Origin of the sequence: Streptomyces sp. NBC_00234 (genome assembly GCF_036195325.1) — a bacterium.
Taxonomy (GTDB): Bacteria; Actinomycetota; Actinomycetes; order Streptomycetales; family Streptomycetaceae; genus Streptomyces.
On record NZ_CP108101.1, the window covers coordinates 182,420 to 199,534 of the forward strand.

Sequence of the window (17,115 nt, forward strand, 5' to 3'; positions counted from 1 at the left end):
CGTGTACGGATGGACCGGCGCCGTCCTGTCGCCGCCTGCCGAAACACCGCCCCCTCGACATCGCGAGACTCTCGACGCCTCTCCCCCACCACCCGGGCCGCCGTCGCCTCAACCAACCGGATGCGGTACGAAGACGGGTGTGAACGAAAAGATCCAGCCCGCGACCGTTCGCGTGTTCATCGCCCTCGCCCCACCCGACGACGCGAAGGAAGAACTGGCCCAGGAGCTTCGCCCCGCCTATGACACACATCCGGACATGCGGTGGAACCGCATCGAGGACTGGCACATCACCCTGGCATTCCTCGGGGAGCTGCCGGTCGAGACCGTTCCGCTCCTGCGCCCGCCTCTTGCCGGCCTCGCAGCGAACCACCAGCCCCTCTGTCTGGCGCTGCGCGGCGGCGGACACTTCGACGACCGGGTGCTGTGGAGCGGAATCGACGGAGACCTCGACGAGCTGCACAGGCTGGCCGCCGATGTACGTACCGCGGTCAGAGGCTGCGGTGTCGCCTTCGAGGATCGGCCCCTGCGCCCCCATCTGACCCTGGCCCGCGCCCGTCGAGGGGATCGCTCCTCCGCGGCAGAAATCGCCGAAGGGCTCGCCGGATTCACCGGCCGTCGTTGGCCCACCGAACGTCTGCACCTGGTCGCCAGCAACGACGGCCGGGGCCGTGGACCGATCCACTACCGCGACATCGCGGCCTGGGGCCTCGGCAACGGGATCTGCACCGAGTCCTGAACCAACCGGCCAGGGCCGACGAACAGCACTTCTCGATCCGGCAGCGCGCGGCGCCCCGAGGTCCCGACCGGGTTCCGGATGTCCGACCGGGCGGTGGTGGGGCGCTCTCCCTCCTTCCGGCGGCGAGGCGGCGCCGGAGAGGGCCGCCTTCCACGCATTTGGTCAAAGCCCTGCGGGTACGTGCGGGGGTAGGCGAAGATCAACTTCGGTCGGCATCTCCACCGTCCGTACCGATCTCACCCCTGATCGAGGCTGTGCCGTGGCATCAGTCCAAGGAAGGAAACCTCGCCATGCCCACCAAGACGCTGCTGATTCCCACCGCGGACGGCCAGGCCGACGCTTTCGCCGCCTTCCCCGATGACGGCGAGCGGCACCCGGGGGTGCTGCTGTACATGGACGCCTTCGGCGTGCGACCGGTGCTGCGGGAGATGGCCCGCGAACTGGCCGGGCACGGGTACTACGTACTCGTCCCGAACGTCTACTACCGCCACGGCCCGACACCGGTGATCGACCTTCCCGAGCACATCGACAAGGAGGCCCGGCCCGGGCTCTTCGCCCAGCTGATGCCGTTGTTCGAGGCGCACACCCCCGAACGTGCTCTGCGTGACGCCGACGCGTACCTCGCGTTCCTCACGTCCCAGCCCGAGGTCGGCGCCGGGCCGGTGGGCGCGATCGGCTACTGCATGGGCGCCGTCCTGGCCGTGCGTACCGCAGCGGCCCACCCCGACCAGGTGGCCGCCGTCGCCGGGTTCCATCCCTCCCCCCTGGTCACCGAAGCGCCCGACAGCCCGCACCGCGTCCTCCCCAAGCTCGCCGCCCGGGTCCACCTCGGCCTCGCCGAAGGCGACATGACACCCGAGTCCCTCAGCGAGCTCACCCAGGCCCTGCACGCCGCGGGTGTCGACCACACCTCCGAGGTCTACCCCGGCACCGTCCACGGCTTCACCATGGCCGACACCGACGCTCTCAACCCCGCGGCGCTGCAGCACCACTGGGACCGTCTGCTCGCCCTCCTCGGCAGCGCCCTGGCCAACGGCTGAGCTCTCACCCGGAATCCGCACCGCACCGCACTCACCACTTGCCGGTCGGTGAGCGTACGCAGTCGCGTCGTCGAGGATTCCGCCGACGGATCGCTCGCGTCTACCCTCACCTGTATGACGACCGATTGGATAGCGGAGGACCGGCGCATGGCACGGGGGCGGCGCTCCGACGCTCTCGGCTGTCCGCCCACGAGGCAGGTCGTCTCCCCGCCGCCGCTGTCCGAAGCGGAGGTCCGCGAAGCGGAGGCGGAGCTGGGCATCGCGTTCCCGGACCAGTACCGAGCGTACGTGCTCCGGGAGAGCGCCGGCGGCGCGGTGAACCGCCTGTGCCGAACCGCGGCGGGCTGGGGCTGGCAGGGGGACTCCAGGACCAACTACGACCTGCTCACCACCGACTTCCCGCATCCCGACTCCTACCGCGCCTTCGAGATCGAGCTGGACGCGCGCGAGCCTCGGACGCAGGACTTCCCGGACCACCATGCCTACCGAGCGGCGTGGGAGCAGTGGGACGCCGAGTACGGGGTGTTCCAGGAGCGCATGACGTCCGGCGCTGTATTCATCCAGGACAACGGGTGTGGCTTCTCGACCCTGCTCGTCGTCACCGGTCCGCACCGGGGCTCGCTGTGGTTCGACGGCCGGGCCACCTGCGACCTGATCCTTCCTCTGGACCTGGGCGGTCGGCCCGTGTCGTTCGTGGACTGGCTCGCTCGGGAGTCCATGGATCTGCTCGGCTGGTGAAAGCCGAGTCTTTGACGTGAGCCCGCCCGGAGCATCCGGGCAGCTCATTCCTCCGTCGGGACGCAGAGCACCGGCACCGTCGACAGATGCAGCAGCTTGTGCGGGGTGGAGCCGAGCAGGGCCCCGCGCATCGGGCTCTCGCCCCAGGTGCCCACGACGATGACCCTCGCCCCGTGGCGTGCGGCGGCGTCGATCAGCGCCTGTGCCGGATTCTTGTCGATGACCTCGACGGTGGCCGGTACGCCCGCCTCGTCGGCCGCCGCGAGGGCGTGCTCCAGTCCCGTATGCCCGGCCTGGCGGATGGCCTCGTAGTGGGACCTGTACTCCTCGCCGGCGGGGCCGGGGGGCGCCGCTCCGTAGACCAGGACGAGCCGCTCGTCGAACGCGGCGGCCACCTCGACCGCGATCCGCAGGGCGCGTGCGGCTCCGGGGGACTTGTCGTACCCGAGGACCACCGACATCTCAGGACTCCTTGCCGTGCACGAGGTCGGGATCGACCACACTCCGACGCTCGGTCCAGAAGACCGCGGACCGCAGCCGCCACACGACCATGAGCACCACACCGGCGATGCTGATGCAGATGCCGATGACGAGCGGCGGGCCGAGACCGAACCACGAGGTTCCGCTGTAGGAGTTCGCCGGGTCGGACATGTCCATCACCGACCGTACGAGCAGCCAGGTCAGCAGCCCGGCGCCGACCAGCGGGCCGAGACCGATGAGGACGAAGTTGCGCACGCTCTCGGTCAGATGGCGGCGGTAGTAGACCGCGCAGGCCACACCGGTGAGCGCGTAGTAGAAGGCGATGAGCAGGGACAGCGCCGTCAGCGAGTCGAAGAGGGCGTTCTCACTGATCTGGTTCACGACGACGTACCAGGCGATGGCGATGCCGGCCACCCACCACGTGCTCACGTCGGGGGTCCGGAACCGCGGGTTGATGCGCGCGAACTGCGTCGGCAGCGCGTGACGGCGAGCCATCGACAGCGCCGTGCGCGACGCCGGGATGATGGTGGTCTGGGTCGAGGCCAGCGCGGAGGTCGAGACCGCGAGCAGCACGACCCAGTCCCAGCCGCCCATCACCTCACCCGCGAGGAGGGCGAAGATGAACTCCTCCTCCTGGGCGTTGTCGGCCAGGTACGTGGTCCCGGCGAAGGCGACGACCGCGAAGCCGACGGACAGGTAGGTCACCAGCAGAATGACGGTCGACCACACACCGGCCCTGCCGGGAGCGCTGGCGGAGTCCTCGACCTCTTCGGTGAGATTGACGGCCGACTCCCAGCCCCAGTAGACGAAGACGCCCAGCAGCAGCCCGCTCGTGAGGGCGGCGCCGCCCGCCCCGAAGGGGTTGAGCCACTCGGCCGAGGGTTTGACGGAGTCGAACGACGTCGTACCGGCGTAGACGCGGTAGAGCGCCACGATCACGAAGACCAGCAGGAAGGCGACCTGCGCCAGGATGAGAACGTTCTGCACCTTGGCCGACAGCTCCGTCCCGATGACGCAGAGGCCCGTCATCACGAGGATCAGGAGCACGGCGAGAAGCTGGCGCACGAACTCGTTCTCCGCCCAGCTGTCGAGACCGAAGGCCAGCAGGCCGAAACTGACGGCGACATCCGCCAGAGACCCGATCACCAGAACTCCGGTCATCGCGATGGCCCAGCCGCCGAGCCACCCGGTCCACGGGCCCATCGCCCGTGTGACCCAGGAGAAGGTCGTGCCGCAGTCCTGATCGACCTTGTTCAGGTAGTAGAACGCGGAGGCGATGAACAGCATCGGCACGAACGAGGCGAAGAGCACTCCTGGGGCGTAAACGCCGACGAGGGCCACGATGGGACCGATGACGGCCGCCACCGAGTAGGCCGGGGACGTGGCGTTCAATCCGATGACCAGCGCGTCGACGAAGCCGATCGCGTTCGGCTTCAAGCTCGCCGGCGGTGCCGGTCGGGCAAGGTCCTCTGCCTCTGCCATGCTCCCTCGCTCCGGTCATGGGCCTGATGAAACGAGCGAAATATATCTAACCCATGCTATTTGGGCGCTTTCGTCCCCGCATGTCAGTCGGAAACACCCGGATGCCGTCCGGCACCTCACTGCTCGCGCATGCCCCACGGTGCGCCGTACTCCGTCAGCAGATCGAGGAACGGCCGCGGCGGCATGGCCTCGGGGCCCAGCACTCCGCTGCCGCTCCAGGTGCCGCACGCCATGAGTTCGAGGGCGGCGACGGGGTTGATCGCCGTCTGCCAGACGACGGCCTGGGAGCCGTACTCCCGCATGGACCACTGGTTGTCGACCACGTGGTACAGGTAGACCTCTCTCGGCCTGCCGTCCTTGACACCCTTCACCCAGGTGCCCGCGCACGTCTTCCCGTGCATCCGCTCGCCGAGTCCCGCCGGGTCGGGCAGACAGGCGGCGACGACGTCGCGGGGGGAGACCGCGACCCGGCCCGACCCGCTGTTCACATGGACGGGGTCCGTCCGGTCGAGGCCCAGCTTGTGGAGCGTACGGAGCACCCCGATGAACTCGTCGCCGAGACCGTACTTGAACGTGACCCGCCGGGCCTTCAGCCATCGAGGCACCAGAAGCACTTCCTCGTGCTCGACGTTGACGCACTCCACCGGCCCGATGCCTTCGGGGAAGTCGAAGACCTCCGGCTCGCTGAAGGGTGCGGTGGTGAACCAGCCCCGTCCCTCCTCGTACACGACCGGTGGGTTCAGGCACTCCTCGATGGTCGTCCAAATGCTGAAGGACGGGGCGAACTCGTAGCCCTCCACCACCAGATCGGCGCCGTCGCGGATGCCGATCTCCTCGATCTCGTCGAAGAGTTCGTCGGAGGCGTACCGGGCGAACACGTCCGAGAGGCCGGGCTCCACCCCCATACCCACGAGCGCGAGGCGGCCCGCCGCCTCCCATGCGGCGGCCCGTTCGAACTGCGCGTCCCCGAGCTTGACTCCGCATTCCTCGTACGGACGGGACGGGTGCGGCCGGGACAGGGACATCGCCATGTCGAGATAGTGCGCGCCGTGGGCCAGAGCAGCCTCGAACAGGGGCAGTACGAAACGGGGGTCGGTGGCGTTGAGCAGTACGTCGCAGCGGTGTTCCGCGAGGGCGGCCCGTACGGCCGCCGGGTCCGAGGCGTCCAGACGAGCGGCGGTGAACCGGTGCCCGTCGTCCCCGAGAGCCACGACAGCACTCTGCGCCCGACCGACGTCGTAGTCGGCGACCGTCATGTGTTCGAAGAACTGCCGACGGGCGGCGATCCTGGTGATCGCCGTGCCCACGCCTCCCGCTCCGACCAAGAGGACACGCATGAGTGCACCACTCCTTCGCCCTGCTGTTGCGGCAGTGGGCGCACCAGTGCCGTCCGATGGGGCGAGGACGGTAACAGCCGGACGGCCCGGCGGTGGGCAACCGTTCGGGCGATGTCCCCGGTCGGCTGACACCCGTGTTCCGGCGCGTAGTCCAGTTGGACCTGCGACCACGTGGCCGGTGACACCTGGTACGTCGCCACCTCTCACGCCGCCGGACGGGCTCGGAAGGCGAGCCCGTCCGGCGGCGTCCAGGTCAGTCGTCCAGCTTCAGGCGGTGGACACCTCCCAGGTTGGTGCCCACGAACAGGGTCTCGCCGCGGCCGTCCGTTGCCAGGGAGAGGACGTCCGTGTTCTGCAGGCCCTGGGAGATGCTCCGCCAGGTCCTGCCTCCGTCGGTGGAGCGCAGCACACCGCGTGGGCCGTACGGGACTTCGCCCGGATACCAGCGGCTCGTCGTGCCCGCGTACCAGGCGTCGTCGGCCTTGACGATGTCCGAGACCTGGAGGCGCAGTCCGCCCTCGTCGGCCTCGCGGAGCGTCCGTCCGCCGTCCGTGCTGTAGCGCAGGGACCGGCCGCCGACGATCATGCGGGAGCCGTCGAACTCGATGGCCGTGACGTCGCCTTCGGCGCTGCGGGTGACGGTGGCTCCGAAGTCGTCCGAGTAGTACAGGCCGCCGTAGCCGCCGAGCCAGATGCGGGACGGGTCGTCCGGGTCCGCCGCGATGGCCGCGTAGACGTCCCGGTGGTTGCGTTGGCTCTTCCAGTGGGCGCCGCCGTCGGTGGTGGTGTAGACACCGACCGCGTCGGGGCGCTGGAATCCGATGGCCACGCGGTCCGGATTCCTGGGGTCGACCATGAGCGAGGTCGCCCCGCCGGACAGGAGGCCCTTCTCCTGCCAGGTCCTGCCGCCATCCGTGCTCTTCTGCGCGAGGAGGCCCATCAGGGTCTCGAAGGTGCGCCAGAGGACGGTCGGATTCTTGGCGTAGGGCTGGACGAAGGAGACCCGGGTGCCCTGGGTGCCCTCGTACTCCCCCGCGCCCCATTCGGAGCTCTGCGTGGTGAGCCCGGTGCGGTACATGCCGGTCGAGGTGCCTGCCAGCAGTGCTCCGCCGGACACGGCGAGGGCCGGGATGCTTGCGCCCTGCACGCCGATGCGGCGTGAACCGGAGTCACCGGAGCGGTAGATACCGGAGGACGAGGCACCCACCGTGTAGGTGCCGTCGGCCCAGCGGTCGTAGTCGTACACCACCGCGCTGGAGCTCGGCTGCTCGACCGCGGTCCAGGTCCTTCCTCCGTCCCGGCTGATCTCACCGTCGCCGTTGCCGCTCACGATGTCGTAGTAGACGTCGCCCTGAGCGACCGTCACCAGGCCGCGGCCGTCGCGGTACGGGGCGGTCCACTGACGTCCGCCGTCCGCGCTGACGACGAGGCCGCCGCCCTTGCCCAGCACCTGGACGGCGACGAGCTGGTCGTCCGCGTCGAAGCCCGAGATGATCCTCGATCGGTCGGAGGGCACCGAGTAGATCTTCTCGGCGGGCGGCGGGGAGGCGCCGGACAGGCCGCGTACCACCCAGATGTCGCGGCCCGACCAGACGTACAGATCGTCGCCGCCGAAGGCGATCTTCTGGACGGAGCCGGGCAGACCGAAGGTCTCGATCGTCCAGGTCTCTCCGCCGTCCCGGCTGACGAGGGCCTGGCCGTCGTCGGTCTGGGCGACCAGGACCCGGGTGTCGCGGTCGGCCACCAGGTTCCTGTATACGAGGTCCGGGGCGCTCAGCCGCTGCCAGGTCCTGCCGCTGTCGTCGGTCCGCATGATGCCGCCCTGGTTGACGGTCCAGGAGAACGCGCCCAGCGCCGACCACCAGCGCTCGGGGTTCCGCGCGTCGACGACGACGGAGGGCTCGTTGACCGCGGCGCCCATGAACGGGGTGCGGTTCTGCTGCTTCCAGCTCCTGCCGCTGTCGGACGTGAACCAGGTGCCCGGCTTGCCGTACTGGGTCAGCACCGCCTGGCCCGGTTCGGACGGGGAGAGGGTGAGGCGGCCGTCGGCGCTGTTCGGGCCGATGGGCTGCCACTTCTTGCCGTGCGCGTCCTCGGAGGTCACCTCGAACGCGCCCTCGCCGTACGTGCGGACGCCTTCGGAGGTGGTGGCCCCGGTCGTCATCCGGTAGACGCCGGGGCTGTTGCCGACGACGTCGGCGACGTGGAAGTACGGGTCGGCGGTCGGCCGGGTCGTGATCGTGTACGGCTTGCCGCGGGGCGGGTCGACGGTGACCACCGGCGGCGCGGTGAGGGAGACGACCGGGGCGTAGACGTAGACCCTGGCCGGGCCGTCGGTCGGGTCGGGTGTGGCCTCGACGGACATCGGGACGGCCGCCATGAGGTACGGCACGGTCAGGTCCGGGCCGCCCTCGACGCCGACCGAGACGCGGCCCGAGTAGATCCTGCTGGCCTCCGGACGCACCTCGGAGACCGTGACCTGGACCTCGGTGCTGCCGCCGGCCGGGATGTCCACCCGCGCGGGCCGGACGGTGGCCTCGCCCGTCACCTCGACCTCACCGGTGACCGGTTCGTCGCCGCTGTTGTGCAGGGTGACGGTCCGGGACTCCTCGATCCTGCGCCCGTCCATGTCGGGCAGGCGGAACTCGACCGTCGCGGGCGAGGCGGTGAGCCGTACGTCGGCCGCGGCAGCCGTGTCGAGACGGCCGGCGCCCTGTGCGTACTCCTCGATCCCCTTGAGGTGTTCGGCGCTGCCGATGAGGCCGGCGACGAGGTCGGCGGGCGACCTCTCCGGGTGCAGCTGGCGCAGCAGCGCCGCGGAACCGGCGACGAGGGGGGATGCCATCGACGTGCCGGACATCCGCTGGACTCCGGGCTCCCACATCGATGTCGGGACGGTGGAACGTATCTCCACGCCCGGGGCCACGATCTCGGGCTTCAGGCCGAGTGTCGGGCTCGGGCCGCGGGACGAGAACGAGGCGATCTCGTCGGACGAGTCCCGGCCGCTGACGGTGAGTCGGGCGTCCGTGCCCGAGGCGGCCAGCGCGGCCAGGTCCTGGCCCTGGAACTGGTCGACGCCGAGGACGACGAGCTCGTCCATGCGGTAGTCGTCCCCGGACCCCTGTGTGCCGGGGCCGCTGTCCGCTCCGACCAGGACCTCGCCCGGCTTCGCGGCCAGGGACGTGCTGCCCGGCTCGATCAGCGCGGCGGCCGGGTCACTGCCCCGCTGGGACGATCCGGTCCCGATGCCTCCGCTGTCGGGCGGGGCGACCCCGCCGATCAGGGCGACGGCACCGCGCCGTTCGGCCTCCAGGTAGACCCGCTGGTCCTCGGCGTACAGGTCGGCCGGGGAGAGCGCGGGCGGCCACGCGTAGAGAACGGTCCTGCCCCGGACATCGCCCGCGGCCTCCCAGTCCTCCGGAGCGCCGAAGCCGATGTTGACGACGCCGCCGGTGACCGGCTGCTCCGGCGGGTTGGCCGAGGGCAGGCCGCGGTAGGTCGTCAGCAGCTCGCCCTGCCGGCCGTCCGCACCTTCCACGCGCGCCTCGGGGACCCGGATGCCGCTGGTCGAGGCACCGACCGCGAGGACGCCTTCGGCGGCGGCCGGTGAGCCGACGGTGTACATACCGGGGCCGCTGTTCCCCGCTGCGGCGACGACCACCGCACCGGCCGCGACGGCCTCGGTGGCCGCCCGGCCCAGCGGGTCGGTGCCGTCGCCGGGCCCGCCGAGGCTGAGGTTGATGATGTCGGCGCGGTTCGGGTTGGCGGGGTCGATGGCCGCCTCCATACCGGCGATGATGGCGGAGGTCTCGCCGTAGCCGCCGCTCATGACGCGGTAGGCGAGTATCGAGGCGTCCGGCGCCGCGCCGGTGACTCCGCCCTCGCTCGCGGCCCTGCCCGCCACGATGCCGGCCACATGGGTGCCGTGCTCGTCGCCCTGCTGCCCGCCGGGCATCGGATCGGCGTCGCCGTCGACGAAGTCGTGGCCGCCGACGACCTTGTGCCCCTTCCCGAAGCCGCCGCCGAGATCGGGGTGGGTGTAGTCGACGCCGGAGTCGATGACGGCGACGGTGACGCCCTTGCCGGTCACCTTCCGGCCGGCCGCGTCCTCGCGCTCCCACATCCCCGTGTTTCCGACGAGCTCGTTCGCATCGGCGGTCATGACCTTCATCCGGGTGTCCGGGTGGACGGCCTTCACGCCGGGAAGCTTCGCGAGCTCGGCCGCCTCGTCGGCCGTGACATCCATCGCCACCGCGTTGAGGAGCAGCCCCAAGGTGCGGACCTCCTTGGGCTCGACGCCCTTCTCGCCTGCTTCGGCGAGGAAGTCCTTCTGCCGGCCGGCGATCTTCGCGCGCTCGGCCTTCACCTCGGCCGGTGCGGCGTCACGGGCCGCGCCCCGGGGCGCTTCGAGCGCTGCGGCCCCGTCGAGTTCGACGATGACGCGCTGCGTGCCGGGTGCCGGAGCAGCGGCTTCGTCCGCTGCCGCACCGGGTACGGCTGTGAGCAGTCCTCCGAGCACCGCGGCGGTCAGGCCGACGTGTACGGATCTTCGATAAGCATTTCCCATGGATGAGGTCTTACGTCGACAGGTGAGGGTCGGACAACGATTCCCGGCGGCCCATTGCTGCCGCTGGCACAGTTGGGCCACCATCCCGTCCATGAACCAAGAACTGGCCGCGGTCGGTATCGATGCCTTCGACGAAAGTGTGTACCGGGCTCTGTTGGTACGACAGGCCGCGGTGCCGTCGGAGCTGGCCGACGGGCTGGACGCGTCGACCGAGCGAGTGGGCAGGGCCCTCGCGCGCCTCCACGACCGGGGGCTCGTGGGACGGTTGTCCGGGACGCGGCGCCGTTACGCCGCGATCGACCCGCAGCACGCGGTGCAGGCACTCGTCCACGCCCGCACCCTGGAACTGGGCCGGGTGAGGACCGCGGCGGTCGAGCTGTTCCAGGTCTTCGAGGCGGCCCAGCGCGGCGGTGCCGAGGAGGTCGAGATCATCACCGGCATCGAGGCGCTCGGCCGCTGGTTCGTGCGGCTCCAGCAGGAGGCGCGCGAGCAGGTACGGACCCTGGACCGCCCGCCGTACGCCCTCACCACGGCCAACCCGGTGGAGGAGACCGCGATGCGTCAGGGCGTCGTCTACCGCGCCGTCTACGCACCCGAGGCCCTGGAGTGGGCCGGTGTCCTGGACGACATCAAACGGCTGGTCGGCCATGGTGAGGAGGCACGGGTCCTGCCCGGGCTGCGGGTGAAACTGGCCATCGCCGACGACGATCTGGCACTGATGCCGCTCTCGCTCGACATGACGGACGTACGGGCGGCGGTCATCCGGCCCTCCGCGCTGCTGGACGCTCTGGTCGACTACTGGCGGCTGTGCTGGCGGCAGGCCGCACCCCTGTTCGGCGATGCGACGGGCGCCATGGACGACGCACCGGGCGAGGAGGACCGACTGGTGCTGTCCCTCCTGGTCAGCGGCCTCAAGGACGAGGCGATAGCCCGTCAGATGGGCTGGTCGGTACGGACGATGCGCCGCCGGATGAGCCGGCTGCACGAGCTGCTGGGCGCCACCAACCGCTTCCAGGCCGGAGTCATCGCGGCGCGCAGGGGCTGGCTGTGACACAAGGGTGCCGCCGGAGCGGTCCGGGAACCGGCCGCAGGGGCCGCACCGGCCCCACCGGCCCCACCGGCCCCACCGGCCGGAGGGAACCCGGTCATCGGGAGCGGGTGTCGGCCGGTGCGGTCGCTGTGCGCCGGACGTCGCGCGCCGGCCGAGACGGCAGCAGCAGGGCGGGGACCAGACCGAGCGCGGCAAGGGCGGCCAGGACCAGGAGGGCGGGGCCCATGGCCGGGCCGGACATGGCCAGGTCCACACCCGCGCCCGGGGGTGCTCCGGTGGGCGGTCTCAGCGCCATCATGCCGGCGGCGACGGCGATCCCGAGTGTCGGGCCGACGTTCATGGCGGTCTGTTTGAGCCCGCCGACGACTCCCGCGTAGCCGGGTGGCGCGTCGCCGACGACGGTCCCGGTGGCCGTGACCATCACGGCGGTGAACCCCGCGCCGAGTGCGGCGAAGGCTACGCCGGACACCGGCCAGGGGTCAGCCGGACCGAGCCGGGACAGGCCCACGACGGCGAGGACGACGAGGAGTTGGCCCGCGGTCGCGGTGCGACGGGGGCCGTACCGCCGGAGCACGGCAGCGGCGACAGGCGCACCGACGACCATCAGCGCGGTCATCGGGAGAACGCGCAGGCCGCAGGCGAGCGGGCTGAGCCCGAGACCGTCCTGCAGGAAGAACGTGGTCACGAACAGCGCACCGAACATCCCGCCGGAGGTGACCAGCAGGATGGCCATCGATGCCGCCACCGGTACCGAACGTGCCACAGCGGGCGGTACGAGCGGCTGCGCCGTACGACGTTCGTGCCTGACGAGCCCGGCCGCGAGGCCCGCGACGAGGACGAACCCGAGCACCGTCCGCGCAGCCGTCCATCCGTGTTCCGGTACACCGGCAAGTGTGTGGACCAGGACGGCCAGCGTAGTCGCGAAAAGGGCCGCGGTGGCGAGGCCGAACTGCGGCGCTCCGGTGCGCGGCGGCGTCGGCGCCCGGACCGCCAGCGTGAGCGCGGCAATGGCGAGCGCGACCGGGATGTTGACCAGGAACACGGCACGCCAGCCCAGATGTGCGACGAGGACGCCCCCGAGCACGGGACCGGCCCCCGCGGCCACGCCGATCGCGCTGGTACGGATGGCGACCGCCCCGGCGAGCCGGTCGGCGGGGTACACCAGGCGCAGGAGGGCGAGCGTCGCCGGCTGGAGGAGCGCGCCGAACACACCCTGGGCGATACGCAGGCCGATCACCCAGCCGATCCCGGGCGCGAAGGCGATTCCCGCCGAGGCCGCACCGAAGCCGAGCACGCCGACGAACAGCAGCCGCTGGTGTCCGTACCTGTCACCCAGGCGCCCGGCGATGACCAGGAACGCCGCCACCGCCAGCAGATAGCCGGTACTGGTCCACTGAACCTGCGTCACGTTCGCGCGGAGGTCCCGCTGCAGATCAGGCTGCGCCACGAGCAGCACCGTGCCGTCCAGCGCGACGATCATCGCGCCGGCCACGCCGGCCAGGAGCGCGGTGCGCGGTCGTAAGGTCGTCGTCACGGGGTCACCGGGCAGAGGTGAGCGTCCAGCACCGCCACGACGAGCCGGTCGAGTTGGCCGGACGGGCCGAGCGGGCCTTCGCCGGGCGCGGCGTCCGGCGAGGAGGTGTCCAGCACGAGTTGCAGACTTCCCCACCCCCACAGCTGGGCGATGCCGTGCAGGTTGGTCCAGAGCGCCACCGCCGTCACGGCCGGCTGCCGTGCGGGTCCGTGCGGTGTGCCGGACCCGGCCTCCGCGCTCTCCGCACGGTCACGGGTGACGAGTTCGACGATGTGCGCGAACAGCGGGAGAGTCGAGTCGCGCAGTCGCGGGGTGTCCGCTGCGTGCGTCTCGCTGTCGAGCAGATCGTGGCGGAACATCAGCTCGAACATGCCGCGGTGCTCCAGCGCGTACCGGAGGTAGGTCCGCGCGAGCGCCTGCAGTTGGCACCGCGGCGATGCCGCCCCGCCCGTCGCGGCGTCGAATCGGGCTCCGAGGTCCGCGAAGCCCCGACGGGCGATCGCGGAGAGCAGGGAGTGGTGCGTGGGGAAGTACCGGCGCGGAGCCCCGTGGGACACCCCGGCACGGCGTGCGATCTCGCGCAGCCCCAGCGAAGCGGCTCCCTCGGTCATGACGAGGTCCACCCCGACGTCGATCAGCCGTTCCCGAAGAGAGTTCTCACGTTCCATAGACAGTGTCTACCAGCCTGCTGTAGACACTGTCCAGGCCGGGTTCACGGGCAGGCGGGCGGTGACCCGCGACGCGCGATCGGCACCCCGCGACACGGCACCGTGACCGACCGGACCAGGGAGCAGACACCGTGACGGACACCGACCCCACGCCGGATCTCATCCGCGTCACCTTCCCGGACGGCAGCACGACCGACCTCCAGGTACACCGGACGGCGTCGCCCGATGCCGGGGTCGTTCTCTGCCTCCCCGCCATGGGCGTTCGCGGCGACTACTACCGCACGCTCGCCCGCACGCTCACCGAGCACGGATGCCATGTGGTGCTCGCCGACCATCGCGGAACCGGGCGCAGTTCGGTCCGGGCCTCCCGCCGGGTTTCCTTCGGCTACGCCGAGCTCCTGGAGACCGAACTCCCTGCCGTCGTCGACTCGGTCTGCAAGGAGTTCGGCGCCGACCGGATCGCCCTCGTCGGGCACAGCCTGGGCGGCCAGCTCGGGCTCCTCTTCGGCGCGGTGTCGGACCGGGTGAGCCACACGGTGCTCGTGGCAAGTGGCTCGTCCTGGTTCCGCAGGGTGCCGGGCATCGGCGGGGCAGGCCGGCTCCTCGGCCTGCAGCTGATCCTCGTGACGACCCTGCTGTGGGGATATCTGCCGGGATGGTTCCCCTTCGCGGGGCGGGAGGCGAGGCGGCTGGTGCGCGACTGGGGTCACGAGGGGCTGACCGGTCGCTACCGCGTCTCCCACAGCACCATCGACTACGAGGCCGCCCTGGCAGGGTCCACCGTGCCGGCACTCTTCATCACCTTTCCGGGGGACTGGTACGTCCCCGGCGCCTGTGCGTCGCACCTCGCCGCGAAACTCCGCTCGGCCCATGTGACCGAGCGGAGGATTCCGGCGCATAGCCTCGGCCTCTCACGGACCGACCACTTCCGGTGGGCGGCCCGGCCGCATGAAGTCGTACGCGAGGTCGTGGAGTGGCTGCGTACGACAGATCCTGCCCGCCTCCCGAAGTGATCTGGACCACGAAACGCCCTCAGGTGTCACAACGAACGGTGCCGCCGGTGTCTTGTGCGTGAAGCCCTTGAAGCGAAGGAGACACCATGACCGAGAACACCGATGTGGTCGTGATCGGCGGCGGATACGCCGGCGTCATGGCGGCCAATCGACTGACGCAGCGCGACGACGTGACCGTGACGCTGATCAACCCGCGCCCGAACTTCGTCGAGCGGATCCGGCTGCACCAGCTGGTGGGCGGGTCCCACGACGCGGTTGTCGACTACGCGAAGGTCCTGGCCGGGAGCGTCCGGCTGGTGGTCGACACCGTGACACGGATCGACGCGGCCGGACGCAGGGTGACGACGGCGGCCGGGAACACGGTCGGCTACGACTACCTGATCTACGCGGTGGGCAGCGGCAGCGCCGACCCGCGCGTGCCCGGAGCGGCCGAGTTCGCCTACCCGATCGCCGGCCTGGAGGAGGCAGAGCGGCTGCGGCCGGTCGTCGAAGCCGCACCCGCCACGGCGGCGGTGACGGTGGTCGGGGCCGGCCCGACCGGCATCGAGACGGCCGCCGAGCTGGCGGAGACGGGCCGCACGGTGACCCTTGTCTGCGGTGAGGTACTGGGCCCGTACCTGCACGCCCGGGGTCGGCGCTCGGTTGCCGGGCAGCTGGCCGGGCTGGGGGTGACCGTGCTCGAAGGGCCCGACGCGAGGGTGACGGCCGTGACGCCCGATGCCGTGCGCCTCCGCGACGGCCGCGAGCTGCCGAGCACGGTGACCATCTGGACCGCCGGGTTCGGTGTGCCGGACCTGGCCGGCCGCAGCGGGCTGAGCACCGACGCCCTGGGCCGCCTGCTCACGGACGAGACGCTGACGAGCGTGGACGACGCGCGCATCGTCGCGGCCGGGGATTCGGCGGCCCCGTCGGACCTGCCGTTCCGGATGAGCTGCCAGGCCGCGGTCCAGCTGGGCCCGCAGGCGGCCGAGACCGTGCTCAGCCGGATCGCGGGCGAGCACCCCTCACCCGTCGAGGTGGGCTTCGTCAGCCAGTGCATCAGCCTGGGGCGTCGCCGTGGCATCCTGCAGCTCGCCCGGAGGGACGACACCGCCAACAGGTTCTACCTCGGTGGCCGTCCGGGAGCGAAGGTCAAGGAGTTCATCTGCAAGAGCATCGTGTGGCAGCTGCGGTACGAGGCACGTCACCCCGGTGCGCGCAGCTGGTGGGTCAAGGACGCCAAGCGCCAGCAGCTCCTGCGGGCCAAGCGCGACGGGGCACCGGCCGCCGCCGAGCAGGCGGCCTAGGGCCTGCGCGGCCGGTCGGATCGACCGTCGACGGAGCGTGGACCACCGCTCGGCGTGCAACAGCCGTGCGCCGGGTGGTGTCCCGCTCCCTGGCGCGCCCGCAGGTCGGTGAGAATCGAACGGCTACCGCCGGACAGAACCGACGTTGCTGTGGACGCACGCTCAAGGCCCTCGGCAACCGGGGCAGGTCACGAAGGAAGGACCCCCCAGACATGAGCGACCACGCCACCGACCTGGCGACCGAGGCTTTCGTCGCCCATCGCAACCTGCTCTTCACCGTCGCGTACGAGATGCTCGGATCGGCTGCCGACGCCGAGGACGTCCTTCAGGAAACCTGGTTGCGGTGGGCCAAGGTCGACGTGGACGAGGTGCACGACCACCGCGCCTACCTGGTCCGGATCACGACCCGGCAGTCGCTCAACCGGCTGCGCACGATGCAGCGCCGCAAGGAGGCGTACATAGGCCCTTGGCTGCCGGAGCCGCTGCTCACCGCGCCCGACGTGGCCCAGGACGTCGAGCTCGCGGAGAGCGTGTCGATGGCTCTCATGCTCGTCCTCGAAACGCTGTCGCCGACCGAGCGCGCCGTCTTCGTGCTGCGCGAAGTGTTCGAGGTCGGCTACGACGAGATCGCCGCGGCCGTCGACAAGAGTCCCGCGGCCGTCCGCCAGATCGCCCACCGCGCCCGCCTCCACGTCGATGCCCGGCGCCCTCGCCAGGCGGTTTCCCCGCGCGAGACCCGGGCGGCTCTGGAGTCGTTCCAGCGCGCGCTGGAAACCGGTGACCTGCAAGAACTCCTCGACGTGCTCGCCACGGACGTCGTTCTGATGAGCGACGGCGGCGGCATCAAGCAGGCCGCGCTGCGGCCGATCGCCGGCGCCGACAAGGTGGCCCGCTTCATGATCGGTGGGCTCGGCAGGAACGAACGCCCGATCACCGTCGTACCCACCGTGGTCAACGGCAGCCCTGCCCTCCTCGTACACCTGGACGGCGAGATCGACGGCATCATGGCGGCCCGTGTCGAGGACGCCCGCATCACCGGCCTCTACTACGTCCGTAACCCCGAAAAGCTCAACCGGGTCGCATCCGAGACGCCGCTCACCCTGCGGTGAACACCGGTGGCGGAACGGTCACCGGGAAATCGGACACGAGGCCGGTGCGGCACGCCGCGGCCGGTGTCGCCCCC

General features: G+C 71.0%; 13 protein-coding genes. 7 read left to right on the top strand and 6 right to left on the bottom strand.

Translation table 11 applies throughout. From position 1 onward, the window contains the following. Positions 1 to 139: 139 nt before the first annotated feature. The 3 genes from thpR (at position 140) to OG230_RS00960 (ending at position 2,514) form a co-directional block, all read left to right on the top strand. Positions 140 to 736 (top strand): RNA 2',3'-cyclic phosphodiesterase, encoded by a 597-nt coding sequence (thpR, locus tag OG230_RS00950; RefSeq protein ID WP_328908192.1) that lies wholly within the window; start codon positions 140 to 142, stop codon positions 734 to 736. 290 nt (positions 737 to 1,026) lie between these two features. Beyond that, complete coding sequence (locus OG230_RS00955) at positions 1,027 to 1,776, top strand: dienelactone hydrolase family protein (protein WP_328908193.1); 750 nt, start codon at positions 1,027 to 1,029, stop codon at positions 1,774 to 1,776. 114 nt (positions 1,777 to 1,890) lie between these two features. Continuing rightward, on the top strand, positions 1,891 to 2,514 hold the full coding sequence (locus tag OG230_RS00960; protein WP_328908194.1) for an SMI1/KNR4 family protein: 624 nt from the start codon (positions 1,891 to 1,893) through the stop codon (positions 2,512 to 2,514). A 44-nt stretch (positions 2,515 to 2,558) separates the two neighbouring features. On the opposite strand, the gene OG230_RS00965 is transcribed toward OG230_RS00960, so the two are convergent. From OG230_RS00965 to OG230_RS00980, 4 genes are all read right to left on the bottom strand, one after another. Further along, complete coding sequence (locus tag OG230_RS00965; protein ID WP_328908195.1) at positions 2,559 to 2,975, bottom strand: universal stress protein; 417 nt, start codon at positions 2,973 to 2,975, stop codon at positions 2,559 to 2,561. Between the two features lies 1 nt (position 2,976). After that, positions 2,977 to 4,476 carry an APC family permease gene (locus OG230_RS00970; RefSeq protein ID WP_328908196.1) on the bottom strand — a complete coding sequence of 500 codons (1,500 nt, stop codon included), beginning with the start codon at positions 4,474 to 4,476 and terminating at the stop codon, positions 2,977 to 2,979. A 116-nt stretch (positions 4,477 to 4,592) separates the two neighbouring features. After that, complete coding sequence (locus tag OG230_RS00975; RefSeq protein WP_328908197.1) at positions 4,593 to 5,813, bottom strand: saccharopine dehydrogenase family protein; 1,221 nt, start codon at positions 5,811 to 5,813, stop codon at positions 4,593 to 4,595. A 253-nt stretch (positions 5,814 to 6,066) separates the two neighbouring features. Next, complete coding sequence (locus tag OG230_RS00980) at positions 6,067 to 10,380, bottom strand: S8 family serine peptidase (RefSeq protein WP_328908198.1); 4,314 nt, start codon at positions 10,378 to 10,380, stop codon at positions 6,067 to 6,069. 91 nt (positions 10,381 to 10,471) lie between these two features. Here OG230_RS00980 and OG230_RS00985 point away from each other — a divergent pair, with 91 nt between their 5' ends. Beyond that, on the top strand, positions 10,472 to 11,431 hold the full coding sequence (locus OG230_RS00985) for a helix-turn-helix domain-containing protein (protein WP_328908199.1): 960 nt from the start codon (positions 10,472 to 10,474) through the stop codon (positions 11,429 to 11,431). 94 nt (positions 11,432 to 11,525) lie between these two features. Here OG230_RS00985 and OG230_RS00990 read toward each other — a convergent pair whose 3' ends face one another. Both OG230_RS00990 and OG230_RS00995 read right to left on the bottom strand, forming a co-directional pair. Beyond that, positions 11,526 to 12,911 carry an MFS transporter gene (locus OG230_RS00990; RefSeq protein WP_328911641.1) on the bottom strand — a complete coding sequence of 462 codons (1,386 nt, stop codon included), beginning with the start codon at positions 12,909 to 12,911 and terminating at the stop codon, positions 11,526 to 11,528. A gap of 50 nt (positions 12,912 to 12,961) precedes the next feature. Next, on the bottom strand, positions 12,962 to 13,633 hold the full coding sequence (locus OG230_RS00995; RefSeq protein WP_328908200.1) for a TetR/AcrR family transcriptional regulator: 672 nt from the start codon (positions 13,631 to 13,633) through the stop codon (positions 12,962 to 12,964). A 131-nt stretch (positions 13,634 to 13,764) separates the two neighbouring features. Here OG230_RS00995 and OG230_RS01000 point away from each other — a divergent pair, with 131 nt between their 5' ends. The 3 genes from OG230_RS01000 (at position 13,765) to OG230_RS01010 (ending at position 17,041) form a co-directional block, all read left to right on the top strand. Then, entirely contained in the window at positions 13,765 to 14,646 is an 882-nt protein-coding gene (locus OG230_RS01000) for an alpha/beta hydrolase family protein (protein WP_328908201.1), read from the top strand. A gap of 86 nt (positions 14,647 to 14,732) precedes the next feature. Then, positions 14,733 to 15,932 carry an NAD(P)/FAD-dependent oxidoreductase gene (locus tag OG230_RS01005; RefSeq protein ID WP_328908202.1) on the top strand — a complete coding sequence of 400 codons (1,200 nt, stop codon included), beginning with the start codon at positions 14,733 to 14,735 and terminating at the stop codon, positions 15,930 to 15,932. A gap of 212 nt (positions 15,933 to 16,144) precedes the next feature. Then, complete coding sequence (locus tag OG230_RS01010; RefSeq protein ID WP_328908203.1) at positions 16,145 to 17,041, top strand: RNA polymerase sigma-70 factor; 897 nt, start codon at positions 16,145 to 16,147, stop codon at positions 17,039 to 17,041. The last annotated feature ends 74 nt before the right edge of the window (positions 17,042 to 17,115 follow it).